Source organism: Citrobacter sp. CK180, assembly GCF_030333655.1.
Taxonomy (GTDB): domain Bacteria; phylum Pseudomonadota; class Gammaproteobacteria; order Enterobacterales; family Enterobacteriaceae; genus Citrobacter_B; species Citrobacter_B koseri.
In genome coordinates this window covers 11,770-25,467 of the sequence record NZ_JAOWFM010000028.1, presented here as the reverse complement: position 1 = coordinate 25,467, position 13,698 = coordinate 11,770, and the positions used below count along the sequence as shown (strand labels likewise).

The 13,698-nt window shown below is 56.2% G+C and carries 12 protein-coding genes; 9 read left to right on the top strand and 3 right to left on the bottom strand.

What is annotated here, in order from left to right:
• The first annotated feature begins 20 nt into the window (after window positions 1–20).
• Window positions 21–959 (top strand): tRNA dihydrouridine(16) synthase DusC, encoded by a 939-nt coding sequence (gene dusC, locus OGV50_RS02200; protein ID WP_012131633.1) that lies wholly within the window; start codon window positions 21–23, stop codon window positions 957–959.
• Between the two features lie 290 nt (window positions 960–1,249).
• The gene (gene mdtQ / locus OGV50_RS02195) at window positions 1,250–2,686 is read left to right on the top strand and encodes a multidrug resistance outer membrane protein MdtQ (RefSeq protein ID WP_200090825.1); all 1,437 of its coding nucleotides are present in this window, start codon (window positions 1,250–1,252) and stop codon (window positions 2,684–2,686) included.
• Between the two features lie 48 nt (window positions 2,687–2,734).
• Here the strand turns inward: mdtQ and OGV50_RS02190 are convergent, their stop codons facing one another.
• Window positions 2,735–3,304 (bottom strand): DedA family protein, encoded by a 570-nt coding sequence (locus OGV50_RS02190; RefSeq protein ID WP_049011492.1) that lies wholly within the window; start codon window positions 3,302–3,304, stop codon window positions 2,735–2,737.
• Window positions 3,305–3,467: 163 nt separating this feature from the next.
• On the opposite strand from OGV50_RS02190, the gene OGV50_RS02185 reads away from it, so the two are divergent.
• Window positions 3,468–4,055: a Yip1 family protein gene (locus OGV50_RS02185; protein WP_012131637.1), complete on the top strand. Its 588-nt coding sequence runs from the start codon at window positions 3,468–3,470 to the stop codon at window positions 4,053–4,055.
• A 230-nt stretch (window positions 4,056–4,285) separates the two neighbouring features.
• Window positions 4,286–5,221: a D-alanyl-D-alanine endopeptidase gene (gene pbpG, locus OGV50_RS02180; RefSeq protein WP_012131638.1), complete on the top strand. Its 936-nt coding sequence runs from the start codon at window positions 4,286–4,288 to the stop codon at window positions 5,219–5,221.
• 111 nt (window positions 5,222–5,332) lie between these two features.
• Here pbpG and dld read toward each other — a convergent pair whose 3' ends face one another.
• Window positions 5,333–7,063: a D-lactate dehydrogenase gene (gene dld / locus OGV50_RS02175; protein WP_024130181.1), complete on the bottom strand. Its 1,731-nt coding sequence runs from the start codon at window positions 7,061–7,063 to the stop codon at window positions 5,333–5,335.
• Between the two features lie 251 nt (window positions 7,064–7,314).
• Between dld and bglX the strand changes: the two genes are divergently transcribed.
• The 5 genes from bglX (at window position 7,315) to OGV50_RS02150 (ending at window position 13,568) form a co-directional block, all read left to right on the top strand.
• Complete coding sequence (gene bglX / locus OGV50_RS02170; protein ID WP_047462528.1) at window positions 7,315–9,612, top strand: beta-glucosidase BglX; 2,298 nt, start codon at window positions 7,315–7,317, stop codon at window positions 9,610–9,612.
• A gap of 201 nt (window positions 9,613–9,813) precedes the next feature.
• Window positions 9,814–10,731 (top strand): glycine betaine ABC transporter substrate-binding protein OsmF, encoded by a 918-nt coding sequence (gene osmF / locus OGV50_RS02165; protein WP_012131641.1) that lies wholly within the window; start codon window positions 9,814–9,816, stop codon window positions 10,729–10,731.
• A 24-nt stretch (window positions 10,732–10,755) separates the two neighbouring features.
• Window positions 10,756–11,913, top strand: a complete 1,158-nt coding sequence (locus tag OGV50_RS02160) for an ABC transporter permease (protein ID WP_200090823.1) — start codon at window positions 10,756–10,758, stop codon at window positions 11,911–11,913.
• A complete protein-coding gene (locus OGV50_RS02155) occupies window positions 11,906–12,853 on the top strand; it encodes an ABC transporter ATP-binding protein (protein ID WP_110494897.1) in 948 nt (315 codons plus the stop codon). The genes OGV50_RS02160 and OGV50_RS02155 overlap by 8 nt, the downstream gene beginning before the upstream one ends.
• Window positions 12,837–13,568, top strand: coding sequence for an ABC transporter permease (locus OGV50_RS02150; RefSeq protein WP_049011719.1), 732 nt, complete (start codon window positions 12,837–12,839; stop codon window positions 13,566–13,568). Before OGV50_RS02155 ends, OGV50_RS02150 begins: the two co-directional genes overlap by 17 nt.
• Here OGV50_RS02150 and OGV50_RS02145 read toward each other — a convergent pair.
• Window positions 13,549–13,656, bottom strand: coding sequence for a protein YohO (locus OGV50_RS02145; protein ID WP_047462533.1), 108 nt, complete (start codon window positions 13,654–13,656; stop codon window positions 13,549–13,551). The genes OGV50_RS02150 and OGV50_RS02145 overlap by 20 nt on opposite strands.
• Window positions 13,657–13,698: the final 42 nt, after the last annotated feature.

Genomic DNA, 13,698 nt, shown 5'->3' with positions numbered 1-13,698 from the left:
TTTGCAGGTAACGAAATGCTATGCGTGTTTTACTGGCGCCGATGGAAGGCGTGCTCGACTCTCTGGTGCGCGAGCTACTGACCGAGGTTAATGATTACGATCTGTGCATCACGGAGTTTTTACGCGTGGTGGATCAGCTTCTGCCGGTAAAAGTGTTTCATCGCATCTGCCCGGAACTGCACAATGCCAGCCGCACGGCGTCCGGCACAGTCGTGCGTATTCAACTGCTGGGGCAATACCCGCAGTGGCTGGCGGAAAACGCCGCCCGCGCGGTGGAGCTGGGCTCATACGGCGTGGATTTAAACTGCGGCTGTCCGTCGAAAATGGTGAACGGCAGCGGAGGCGGGGCGACGTTGCTCAAAGATCCTGAGCTTATCTATCAGGGGGCAAAAGCGATGCGCGAAGCCGTGCCTGCGCATTTACCGGTCACGGTGAAGGTGCGTCTGGGCTGGGACAGCGGCGAAAGAAAATTTGAAATTGCCGATGCCGTCCAGCAGGCAGGGGCGACAGAGCTTGTCGTGCATGGGCGCACCAAAGAGCAGGGTTATAAAGCCGAACATATTGACTGGCAGGCGATTGGCGAGATCCGCCAGCGACTCACTATTCCGGTTATCGCCAATGGTGAAATCTGGGACTGGCAGAGCGCGCAAGAGTGTATGGCGGTCAGCGGCTGCGACGCGGTGATGATGGGACGTGGAGCGTTAAACATCCCGAATCTCAGCCGCGTGGTGAAATATAACGAACCGCGTATGCCCTGGCCGGAAGTGGTTTTACTGCTGCAAAAATACACCCGGCTGGAAAAGCAGGGGGATACCGGGCTGTATCATGTCGCGCGTATTAAGCAGTGGCTGGGGTATTTGCGTAAGGAATATACGGAAGCCACCGCGCTATTTCAGGAAATCCGAGCGCTTAATAATTCCCCCGATATTGCTCGCGCCATTCAGTCCATTGATATTTAAATCGCCTTATCTGGCCGCGTGCCTGATGGCGCTTCGCTTATCCGGCCTACACAGTCTGTGTAGGCCGGATAAGACGGTACGTCGCCATCCGGCAGCGGTCAGCGGTTCGACAGGGAACTACGCAAAGGGTAAATATCATTCCATGAAATACTTTAATTATAATTATTTGTTTCAATTATAATTTTCTAATTATATTTTTCCTTTTCCAAAGATGTATTGCCACGCGTAACTAAAAAACAGGACGCAACACCACGTAATCTCTGCGCACCTTTTCTTACCAGAACGTCTCCATGAACCGCGATTCTCTCCTGGCCACAACGGTGTGCCTGTCTCTTTTTACGCTGCTGGCGGGTTGCGCGCCGATGCACGATACCCGCCAGTCGCTGACGCGACAAACGCCTGCTGCACAGGTTGATTCACCATTACCGACGGCAATAAAAAACGGTTGGCCGGACAGTCAGTGGTGGAAGGCGTACCACGATCCCCAGCTTGATGCCTTAATTAACAACGCATTACAGCATTCTCCTGATATGCAGGTGGCTGAACAGCGTATACAACTCGCCGAGGCGCAGGCGAAGGAGGTTGAAGCGCAGGATGGCCCCCGGCTGGATTTCTCTGCGGATGTTGAGCGCCAGAAAATGTCTGCGGAAGGGCTGATGGGGCCGTTTGCCATCACCGATCCGGCGGCGGGAACCACCGGGCCGTGGTACACCAACGGGACGTTCGGCTTAACCGCCGGTTGGGATCTGGATCTCTGGGGCAAGAACCGGGCTGAAGTCAGCGCGAGAATCGGCGTAGTGAAAGCGCGTGAAGCGGAACAGGCGCAAACCCGGCAACTGCTGGCAAGCGGCGTCGCGCGTTTATACTGGGAATGGCAGACGCAGGCGGCGCTTAAAGCGGTGCTGACGCAAATCGAACATGAACAGCAAAACGTTATTACGGTTGATCGCCAGCTGTATCAAAACGGTATTACCTCCTCGGTCGAAGGGGTGGAAACCGATATTGATGCCGGTAAAACGCAGCAGCAGCTAAATGATGTGGCCGGTAAAATGAAGATTATTGAGGCGCGTCTGAGTGCGCTGACCAATGCGCAATCGGCCTCGCTGACCCTGCATACGGTTGCTCTGCCAGTGACTGAAAGCCAGTTGCCCGCTCAGTTGAGCTATGAACTTCTGGCTCGCCGACCCGATTTACAGGCGGCGCACTGGTACATTGAGTCCTCTTTAGGCAGCGTTGACGCCGCAAAAGCAGCGTTTTATCCCGATATCAACCTGATGGCGTTTCTGCAACAGGACGCCCTGCACCTGAGCGATCTGTTTCGCCATTCCGCACAGCAGATGGGCGTCACCGCCGGGCTGACGCTGCCGATCTTTGACAGCGGCAGGCTGAACGCCAGTCTTGATATCGCGAAAGCGCAAAGTAATCTCTCTGTCGCGAATTACAACAAAGCGGTGGTGGATGCGGTGAATGATGTGGCGCGCGCCGCCAGTCAGGTTGAAACGGTGGCTGAAAAAAATCAGCACCAACGGCAGATTGAGCATGACGCACAGCGGGTGGTTGGTCTGGCACAGGCGCGGTTTAATGCCGGAATTATTGCGGGCTCCCGCGTCAGCCAGGCGAAGATCCCGGCGCTGCGGGAACATTGCAACGGCCTGATTTTGCAAGGGCAATGGCTGGATGCGTCCATCCAGCTCACCAGCGCGCTGGGCGGCGGTTATCATCTTTGAGCGTCGTGCCGGATGGCGCTTTAATGCAGGCCAAATAAGCCTGAAGCGCTACGGCGCATCAGGCTTATTGCGTCGTTTTAACCACCAGCGAGCGCCAAAAACCAGCCCAACCACCAGCGCCAGCCAAATCACATGCTTTATATGCTGGTCGAAACTGTGCAGCCACGGCGCGATCACCTCGCCGCCAATATAGCCCAGGGTGGTAAACAGCAAAGCCCAGATCATCGCCCCCAGAATATTCAGCGGCAGAAAGATTTTAGGCGGCAGGTGGCTGGCGCCAATCAATAGCGGCCCAATAATGCGAAAGCCGTACATAAATCGGGAACCGATCACAAACAGGTACGGGCGACGCTGGATCATTTTCTGCGCCAGATGAATTTTGGCGCGGTGTCGGGAAAAGCGCCGCAAAATTTTGCCGCCATAGCGACGACCCAACAAATAGAGCACCTGATCGCCAATCATGCCGCCGAGTGCGACAGAGAGCACCACCAGAGGGAATTTAAGCAATCCCTGATGGGCTGCCACGCCGCCTAACAGGGTGATGGTCTCGCCTTCCGCCATACTGCCAATAATCAGCGCGGCGTAACCGTAATGCGTGATAAGACTGTTGATATCCATACGTGAAAACGACCTCCCGCCTTTAGCATACACCCTATCAATGTTTATGGCCGGAAAAGGCGCGACGTTAGCGCATCGGTTTTTATGCGCTGTACATAAAATAATCGAAAGCTGAATTATACTTGAAGTGTTGAGATCCAGAGCTGACAAGCAGGGGGGCGGTATGAACCATGTCTGGGGGCTATTTTCCCATCCCGATCGTGAAATGCGCGTGATCAAAAGCGAAAACGAAACGGTGTCGCATCACTATACCCACCATGTGCTGCTGATGGCGGCGATCCCGGTGATTTGCGCCTTTATTGGCACCACGCAAATTGGCTGGAATTTTGGTGATGGCAATGTGCTGCGCTTGTCTCTGTTTACAGGGCTGGCGTTCGCGGTTCTGTTTTACGGCATGATGCTGGCCGGGGTTGCCGTGATGGGTCGGGTCATCTGGTGGATGGCGCGCAACTACCCGCAACGGCCTTCCCTGGGACACTGTATGGTCTTTGCCGGGTATGTCGCAACGCCGCTGTTTTTAAGTGGTCTGGTGGCGCTTTATCCGCTGGTGTGGCTCTGTGCGTTAGTCGGTACTGTCGCACTGTTTTATACCGGCTATCTGCTGTATCTCGGCATCCCGACATTCCTGAACATCAGTAAAGAGGAAGGTCTGAGCTTTTCCAGTTCGACGCTGGCTATCGGCGTGCTGGTACTGGAAGTGCTGCTGGCGATGACGGTGATCCTGTGGGGATATGGATACCGGTTATTCTGAGATATGAAAAGAATTCGGGTCGCAGGAGGGCGATAAATGGACAACAGCAGCGCGCCTGCGGCCCGAAACAGGGAAGAGACGGGTGTAAAAGCCAGCATGCAGCATTTCGTGACGATTCTCTTATGGCGACAACGCTGTCGGGTCGCTATGATGCCGGAGCTAGCTTGAGTAAAATCCTGGCTCAGGCGGTGTACGTTCTACGTGCGTGAATCATTATCAGAAATCTCATCATGCTGAAATTCCGAGTTTCATTATTTAGCCTTGCCCTGATGCTGGCTGTCCCTTTTGCGCCACACGCTGTGGCGAAAACCGCGGCTGCCGCCGTAGCGTCTCAACCGGAAATTGCTTCTGGAAGCGCGATGATTGTTGATCTGAACACCAACAAAGTGATCTATTCGAACCACCCGGATCTTGTGCGTCCGATTGCGTCGATCACCAAATTAATGACGGCGATGGTGGTGCTTGATGCGCGACTGCCGCTGGATGAAAAACTGAAAGTCGATATCAGCCAGACGCCGGAAATGAAAGGCGTTTACTCACGCGTGCGTCTGAACAGTGAAATCAGCCGTAAAAATATGTTGCTGCTGGCGCTGATGTCTTCGGAAAACCGGGCGGCGGCAAGCCTGGCGCATCATTATCCGGGTGGCTATAACGCTTTTATTAAAGCGATGAATGCTAAAGCCAAAGCGTTGGGCATGACCCACACCCGTTTTGTGGAGCCGACGGGACTGTCGATTCATAACGTATCGACCGCCCGTGACCTGACGAAACTGTTGATTGCCAGCAAGCAGTACCCGCTGATTGGTCAGTTAAGCACCACGCGTGAGGATATGGCGACCTTTGCAAACCCGGCGTACACCTTGCCGTTTCGCAATACGAATCACCTGGTGTACCGCGATAACTGGAATATTCAGTTGACCAAGACTGGGTTTACCAACGCTGCCGGTCACTGCCTGGTGATGCGCACGATGATCAACAACAAACCGGTGGCGTTAGTGGTGATGGATGCCTTTGGCAAATATACCCATTTTGCCGATGCCAGCCGTTTACGCACCTGGATTGAAACCGGCAAAGCGATGCCCGTTCCGGCCGCCGCGTTGAGTTATAAAAAGCAGAAAGCCGCGCAGATGGCCGCAGCAGGCGAGCAGACCGCGCAAAACGATTGAATTTTTTGATATGTGCCTGAATCCGGCCTACAGTTTGTAGGCCGGATAAGGCGCTTGCGCCGCCATCCGGCACGATATTTAAAACAGCTCCATAGCTGTAAATACGAGAAATCAATGCGTCTCGTCGGACGCCGCTTCTTTCCAGAATTTCAGCTTACTTGTTTTACCAATACCCGGATTCATGCTGTTGGTGGGGTCATTTTCACGATAAAAACGCGCCAGCGTCTCCGGCGCTTTGTACAAATGACCAACGTTATGCTCTGCCGGATATTGCGCGCCGCGCTGGCGCAGCAGTTCCAGCATTTGCTCTTTCAGCGCATGGGCATCGACGCCTTTCTTCACGATGTAATCCTGATGGAAGACATAGCACATGAAATGACCGTAATAGAGTTTATGCACCAGCTGGCTGTCAATTTCCGGCGGCAGATGCTCATACCATTCGGTGTCGTTACGCCGTAAGGCGATATCCAGTGCGAGAATATCCTCCACCTCATCGGCATGCACCGCCTGATAACGGATCGCCGCGCCTGCCGCGGCAAAACGGTGCAGGAACGCTTTGCTGCCTTCCTCCGGGGTACAGGCAAAGAAATCGCCCTCGGCGGTTTTGAAAAACTCGGTCAGCCAGCTTTGCGCTTCCGCCACTCCGTCTCCCGCCATTTTTAACAGCAGATGATGCTCATATTTGTCGCGCCAGCTTTTCATGCGCGGCGGCAGATGGTTAGGGAATAAATGGCCGAACTTCTGCATCGCGCGGTCGGTGAAATGCGGGCGGAAGATTTTTACCTTTTCCAGCATCGCGTCGGTACGGCCTTTGAGCGTAAAGAAGAACGGCATTTTGTCGGTGCCGAGCTTGTCGATCATCAGGAACGTATCTTTGCCATATTTCTCCGCGATGTCGTAAATATCGCGGTGCATATATTCACCGGCAACCGGCAGGTTGTCGAATTTCGCCAGGATATGACGACGAATCTCGGTTAGCACGTCGGGCTGATTGGTGCCGATGTAAAAGACCTGCTGGTTTTTTTCCGCCTCGAAAGTGTCCAGCCGCACGGCGAACACCGCCAGCTTACCCGCGCAGCCGGAGGATTCGAACAGGCGATCCGGGTCAGCGTTATAGCGGGCAGGGGTATCGGCCTCAATGTCCCTGACGCGAGTCACGTAATCGTAATCGTGGGCGTGGCGGCCATCGTGGCGCACATCTTCATCTTTGATGCGTTCATCATCGAGTGTGCTGAGGATCTGTTCCGGGGTCTGGCCCAGTTCGATGCCCAGGTGGTTCACCAGCTGTAATTTGCCCTGCTCATCAATGCGCGCGAACAGAGACATTTCGGTATACGCCGGGCCACGTTGTACCAGCGACCCGCCGGAGTTATTGCAGATGCCGCCAATAACTGACGCGCCGATACAGGAGGAACCGATAACCGAGTGCGGTTCGCGACCAAAAGGTTTAAGCGCTTTTTCCAGTGAGTACAGCGTGGTTCCTGGGTATGCCAGCACCTGTTCGCCTTTACTGAGGACGTGCAGCTTGTCGAGGCGTAGCGTGCTGATGATGACAATTTCGCGATCGTAATCGTTGCCGTTCGGCGTGGAACCTTCAGTCAGGCCGGTATTGGCGGCCTGCATCAGAATGATTTTATCGGCGTTTACGCAGGCGTTCAGTACGCGCCACAATTCCAGCAGCGAGCCGGGGAAGACCACGGCCAGCGCTTCGCCCTGACCAGAACGGAACCCCTTGCGGTAGCGGGCGGTTTTTGCAGGATCGGTGAGCAGGTGCGAATGACCCACCAGACGGGTGAGCTCGTTAAGAAAGGCTTTATTATCTGTCGTTGTAATGGAAGACATTCTCCACTCCTTGTGGTGGGACAAACTATCGGAACTAAGCATAGCGCTTTGTATGACAATACGCTTTCTCATGCAACTTGTCTCGGTGCAGGCTTAGCGTATTCCTGATCCTCCTCCCTGCGCAGGGGACGTTAAAAAAATCAGAGAATAACCTTAGCTTTCTTCTCCTCTCCCGATTAGGCTTATGGCAAACTGCGGTTTTTGTTATATTTTTGCTGCCACGTCGGGCTAAAGAAAAAGAGAGAATCAAGATGAAATGGCTATGTTCTGTAGGTGTTGCGGTAAGCCTTGCGTTGCAGCCAGCGCTGGCGGAAGCGTTGTCTGGCAACCATCCGCTGACGCCTGAAGCTCGGGATGCGTTTGTCACTGAATTGCTCACGAAAATGACCGTCGATGAAAAAATCGGTCAGCTGCGTTTGATAAGCGTTGGGCCCGACAACCCGAAAGAAGCCATCCGGGAGATGATCAAAAACGGGCAGGTCGGGGCGATTTTTAACACCGTCACCCGCCAGGATATCCGAAAAATGCAGGATCAGGTGATGGAACTGAGCCGCCTGAAAATCCCTCTCTTTTTCGCCTATGACGTGCTGCACGGGCAGCGTACCGTTTTCCCTATCAGCCTTGGCCTGGCCTCCTCGTTTAATCTGGAGGCGGTAAAAACCGTGGGTCGCGTCTCGGCGTATGAGGCGGCTGACGATGGCCTGAACATGACCTGGGCGCCGATGGTGGATGTGTCCCGCGATCCGCGCTGGGGACGCGCATCGGAAGGCTTTGGTGAAGATACGTATCTGACGGCGATCATGGGCAAAACGATGGTCGAGGCGATGCAGGGCAAAAGCCCGGCGGATCGCTATTCGGTGATGACCAGCGTGAAACATTTCGCCGCCTATGGCGCGGTTGAGGGCGGGAAGGAATACAACACCGTCGATATGAGCCCGCAGCGCCTGTTCAACGACTATATGCCGCCGTATAAAGCCGGGCTGGACGCGGGCAGCGGCGCGGTGATGGTGGCGCTCAACTCACTGAACGGCACGCCTGCGACGTCAGATTCATGGCTGTTGAAAGAGGTGCTGCGCGACGAGTGGGGCTTTAAAGGCATCACCGTTTCCGATCACGGCGCGATCAAAGAGCTGATTAAACACGGCACGGCATCCGACCCGGAAGACGCGGTGCGCGTGGCGCTCAAGTCCGGCATCAACATGAGTATGAGCGATGAGTATTACAGCAAATACCTGCCGGGGCTGGTCAAATCAGGCAAAGTAACGATGGCGGAACTGGACGATGCCGCGCGCCATGTGCTGAACGTGAAATATGACATGGGGTTGTTTAACGATCCGTACAGCCACCTGGGCGCAAAAGAGTCCGATCCGCAGGACACGAACGCTGAGAGCCGCCTGCATCGCAAAGACGCGCGCGACGTTGCGCGCGAAAGTCTGGTGCTGCTGAAGAACCGTCTGGAAACGCTGCCGTTGAATAAATCCGGCACCATTGCGGTGGTGGGGCCGCTGGCCGACAGTCAGCGTGATGTGATGGGAAGCTGGTCTGCCGCTGGCGTCGCCAGCCAGTCCGTTACGGTGCTGACGGGGATTAAAAACGCGCTGGGCGACAAAGGCAAAGTGATATACGCCAAAGGGGCGAATGTCACTAATGACAAAGGCATTGTTGATTTCCTCAATCAGTATGAGGAGGCGGTGAAAGTAGACCCTCGTTCGCCAGAAGCGATGATTGACGAGGCCGTTAATGCCGCGAAACAGTCCGATGTGGTTGTGGCCGTTGTCGGGGAAGCGCAGGGTATGGCGCATGAGGCTTCCAGCCGCACCGACATTCAGATCCCGCAAAGCCAGCGCGATCTGATCGCGGCGTTGAAGGCGACGGGTAAACCGTTGGTGCTGGTACTGATGAACGGTCGTCCGCTGGCGCTGGTGAAAGAAGATCAGCAGGCTGACGCCATTCTGGAAACCTGGTTTGCCGGTACGGAAGGCGGTAACGCCATTGCTGACGTTCTGTTCGGCGACTATAACCCGTCGGGTAAACTGCCGATGTCCTTCCCGCGCTCTGTCGGGCAGATCCCGGTTTACTACAGCCATCTCAACACCGGTCGTCCGTATAACGCCGACAAGCCGAACAAGTACACCTCCCGCTACTTTGACGAGGCGAATGGCCCGCTGTATCCGTTTGGTTATGGTCTGAGCTACACCACGTTTACCGTTTCCGATGTGACGCTCTCTGCGCCCACCATGAAGCGCGATGGCGCGGTAACGGCCAGCGTGCGGGTGACGAATACCGGCAAGCGCGAGGGGGCGACGGTAATCCAGATGTATTTGCAGGATGTCACGGCATCGATGAGTCGTCCGGTAAAACAGCTGAAAGGTTTTGAGAAGGTAACGCTGAAGCCAGGAGAAACGCAGACCGTTAGCTTCCCGATTGATATTGAGGCGCTGAAATTCTGGAACCAGCGTATGAAGTATGACGCGGAGCCTGGCAAGTTTAACGTCTTTATTGGCGTCGATTCCGCCCGTGTGAAGCAGGGCGAGTTTGAACTGCTGTAGCCACGCGCCATACCTGTCAGCTCCGTAGGCCGGATAAGACGCGTTAGCGTCGCTATCCGGCACCGGTGCGCCTGATTGCCGGATGGCGCTTGCGCTTATCCGGCCTGCGAATTGCCTCTGCCTTTTGTCGCTCTGCTATTTTTCAACTATGCTTTTTCCTCAAGTCTCTGAAAAGGGATGTAAAAGAATGAGGAAAGCAGCATGACAATTTCAAAAACAGGGGCGGGGGCGCTGCTGCTGTTAGCGGCGGTCAGTCTGCCGTTGCAGGCCGCATCACCCGTAACGGTCGGATCAAAAATCGATACGGAAGGCGCCTTGCTTGGCAACCTGATTTTACAGGTGCTGGAAAGCCACGGCGTTAAAACGGTGAATAAAGTGCAACTGGGTACAACCCCGGTAGTACGCGGTGCGATTACCTCTGGCGAGCTGGATATTTACCCGGAATATACCGGAAACGGCGCATTCTTCTTTAAAGACGAAAACGATCCGGCATGGAAAAACGCACAGGCGGGGTTTGAAAAAGTCAAAAAACTGGATGCTGAGCAGAACAAGTTGGTCTGGTTAACGCCAGCGCCTGCAAACAATACCTGGACGATTGCGGTGCGCCAGGATGTTGCGGAAAAGAATAAACTGGTTTCGCTTGCGGATCTCGGACGCTATCTGAAAGAGGGCGGAACGTTCAAGCTGGCCGCCTCCGCCGAGTTTATCGAACGCGCCGATGCGCTGCCTGCCTTTGAAAAAGCCTACGATTTTAAACTGAATCAGAACCAGTTGCTGTCGCTGGCTGGCGGCGATACGGCGGTGACCATTAAAGCGGCCGCCCAGCAAACGTCCGGCGTAAACGCGGCAATGGCCTATGGCACCGACGGCCCGGTTGCGGCGCTGGGGCTGCAAACACTGAGCGATCCGCAAGGCGTCCAGCCTATTTATGCGCCTGCTCCGGTGGTTCGTGAGTCGGTGCTAAAAGAATATCCGCAGATGGCGGAATGGTTGCAGCCGGTCTTTGCCAGCCTGGATGAAAAAACGTTGCAACAGTTGAATGCCAGTATCGCCGTTGAAGGGCTGGATGCGAAAAAAGTCGCGGCAGATTACCTGAAGCAAAAAGGCTGGGTGAAGTAACACATTTTGTATCAGGTCAGTAAGGTGTCAAAAGTCAGTCTTAACCGTGTGTTGCTGCTGTTGGTGATCCTGACGGGGGTTGCCGCCGCGCTGCCTTTCGTCAACTACGCCCCCAATCGCCTGGTGTCAGGGGAGGGACGTCAGATCTGGGATATCTGGCCGGGTTCGGTTTCTCTGCTGGCGGGCGCCGGGTGCGCATTGCTGGTGTTGTGTTTTGTCCCTGGGAAAAAGGGCAGCGTGCTGACGCTTGTGCTGGCGCAGGCGCTGGTGATCGCCATGCTCTGGAGCGTGGGAAAAGCGGCAACGCATCTGGCGCAGGCCGGCAGCCCGCTGGCGCGCACCAGCCTGGGGAGCGGCCTGTGGCTGGGTCTTGGGCTTACCCTGCTGGCCTGTAGCGATGCCATTCGCCGTATCACTGCCCAACCGCTCTGGCGCTGGTTTCTGCATGCGCAAATTGCGCTCTTACCGCTGGCGCTGCTGCTCACCGGCGCATTCAACGATCTCTCTTTACTCAAAGAGTACGCGAACCGGCAGGATATTTTTGATAATGCGCTGGTTCAGCACCTGACGCTGCTGGCGGGAACCGTGTTGCCCGCGTTGCTGATTGGCGTACCGCTGGGCATCTGGTGCTCGTTTGCAACGGCGCGGCAGGGGCCGGTCTTTGCCGTTCTGAATGTTATCCAGACCATCCCTTCCGTTGCGCTGTTTGGCCTGCTGATTGCCCCGCTTGCCGGGCTGGTGAAGGCGTGGCCCTGGCTGGGAACGCTTGGCGTGGCGGGAACCGGGTTAACGCCCGCCCTGATTGCGCTGGTGCTCTATGCGTTACTGCCGCTGGTGCGCGGCGTGGTTGCCGGGCTTAACCAGGTGCCGCGAGACGTGCTGGAAAGCGCGCGGGCGATGGGGATGAGCGCTTCTCAACGCTTTATCCATGTACAACTGCCGCTGGCGTTGCCGGTTTTTTTACGCAGCCTGCGCGTGGTCATGGTGCAAACGGTGGGGATGGCGGTCATCGCCGCCCTGATTGGGGCGGGAGGGTTTGGCGCCCTGGTCTTTCAGGGACTGCTCAGCAGCGCCGTTGATCTGGTTCTGCTGGGGGTGATCCCGGTCATTGCGCTGGCCGTGCTGATCGACGCGCTGTTTGATTTATGGATCGCACTCCTGAAGGTAACGAATGATGATTGAATTTAGCCATGTCAGCAAAACCTTCGGTGCGCAGAAGGCCGTCAACGACCTCAATCTGCATTTTCGCGAAGGCAGCTTTTCAGTGTTGATTGGCACATCGGGGTCGGGAAAATCCACCACGCTGAAGATGATTAACCGCCTGGTGGAGCATGACAGCGGGGTGATCCGTTTTGCCGGGGAAGAGATCCGCAGCTTGCCGGTGCTGGAACTGCGTCGTCGCATGGGGTACGCCATCCAGTCGATCGGCCTTTTCCCGCACTGGACGGTGGCGCAAAACATTGCCACCGTACCGCAACTGCAAAAGTGGTCGCGCTCGCGTATTGATGACCGCACGGAAGAACTGATGGCGCTGCTGGGGCTGGACGTGAATTTGCGTCACCGTTATCCGCACCAGCTCTCTGGCGGGCAACAGCAGCGCGTTGGGGTGGCCCGTGCGCTGGCTGCCGATCCGCAGGTATTGCTGATGGATGAGCCGTTTGGCGCGCTGGACCCGGTAACGCGCGGGGCGCTTCAGCAGGAGATGACCCGTATTCACCGGCTGCTTGGCCGCACCATCGTGCTGGTGACGCACGATATCGACGAGGCGCTGCGTCTGGCGGAGCATCTGGTGCTGATGGATGGCGGCGAAGTGGTACAGCAGGGCACGCCGCTGGAAATGCTGACCGCGCCGGCGAATGATTTTGTACAGGCGTTTTTTGGGCGCAGCGAACTAGGCGTGCGGCTGCTGTCGCTGCGCAGCGTGGGGGATTATGTGCGTCGTCATGAGCAAGTGGGCGGTGACGCGCTGGCGGAAGAGATGACGCTGCGCGATGCGCTGTCTGTCTTTGTGGCGCGAGGGTGCGACGTATTGCCGGTGGTGGATCAGCAGGGCGCTCCCTGCGGGACGCTCCATTTTCGCGATCTGCTTTCGGAGGCGTTGCCCGGTGAAACGACTGTCTGATCCGCTGCTCTGGCTTATTGTCGCTTTTCTGGCGCTGCTTGCGGGGCTGCCGTACAGCCAGGCGGTGTTTGGCGCGCTGTTTCCGCAGTTGCCACGACCGGTTTACCAGCAAGAAAGCTTTATGGCGCTGGCGCTGGCCCATTTCTGGCTGGTGGGCGTATCAAGCCTGATTGCTGTGGCGGTTGGCGTCGGGGCGGGGATTGCGGTCACCCGCTCATGGGGGGCAGAGTTTCGCCCGCTGGTGGAAACCATCGCCGCCGTCGGGCAGACCTTTCCGCCGGTCGCGGTGCTGGCGATAGCCGTTCCGGTGATGGGGTTTGGTCAGGAGCCAGCCATTATCGCGCTGATCCTCTACGGGGTTTTGCCGATATTGCAGGCTACGCTCGCCGGGCTGGGGGCGATTCCCGCCAGCGTCATGAGCGTGGCGCGCGGGATGGGGATGAGCCGGGGACAGCAACTGTGGAAAGTCGAACTGCCGCTGGCCGCGCCGGTGATTCTGGCGGGGATTCGCACCTCGGTGATCATCAATATTGGGACTGCGACGATCGCCTCGACGGTGGGCGCCAGCACGCTCGGCACGCCGATTATCATCGGGCTGAGCGGCTTTAACACCGCCTATGTGATTCAGGGGGCTTTACTGGTCGCGCTGGCGGCGATCATTGTCGATCGCCTGTTCGAGCGTCTGGTGCTGCGCCTTAACCGGCACGTAAAATAAACGTATAGCCAGCGAGCATCACGCCGCCGATACCGCCGATAGCCATCAGCAGGAAGAGGGTAATCACACCGATTTTAGCTGCGCGCATTGTGCACTCCTTATGTTAACAAAAGGATTGTACCGTAAAGCA

Coding starts and splice junctions, on each gene's coding strand:
- OGV50_RS02155 (WP_110494897.1), top strand. CDS start 11,906: ATGATTGAATTTAGCCATGTCAGCAAAACCTTCGGTGCGCAGAAGGCC.
- mdtQ (WP_200090825.1), top strand. CDS start 1,250: ATGAACCGCGATTCTCTCCTGGCCACAACGGTGTGCCTGTCTCTTTTT.
- osmF (WP_012131641.1), top strand. CDS start 9,814: ATGACAATTTCAAAAACAGGGGCGGGGGCGCTGCTGCTGTTAGCGGCG.
- pbpG (WP_012131638.1), top strand. CDS start 4,286: ATGCTGAAATTCCGAGTTTCATTATTTAGCCTTGCCCTGATGCTGGCT.
- bglX (WP_047462528.1), top strand. CDS start 7,315: ATGAAATGGCTATGTTCTGTAGGTGTTGCGGTAAGCCTTGCGTTGCAG.
- OGV50_RS02145 (WP_047462533.1), bottom strand. CDS start 13,656: ATGCGCGCAGCTAAAATCGGTGTGATTACCCTCTTCCTGCTGATGGCT.
- OGV50_RS02190 (WP_049011492.1), bottom strand. CDS start 3,304: ATGGATATCAACAGTCTTATCACGCATTACGGTTACGCCGCGCTGATT.
- OGV50_RS02185 (WP_012131637.1), top strand. CDS start 3,468: ATGAACCATGTCTGGGGGCTATTTTCCCATCCCGATCGTGAAATGCGC.
- dld (WP_024130181.1), bottom strand. CDS start 7,063: ATGTCTTCCATTACAACGACAGATAATAAAGCCTTTCTTAACGAGCTC.
- dusC (WP_012131633.1), top strand. CDS start 21: ATGCGTGTTTTACTGGCGCCGATGGAAGGCGTGCTCGACTCTCTGGTG.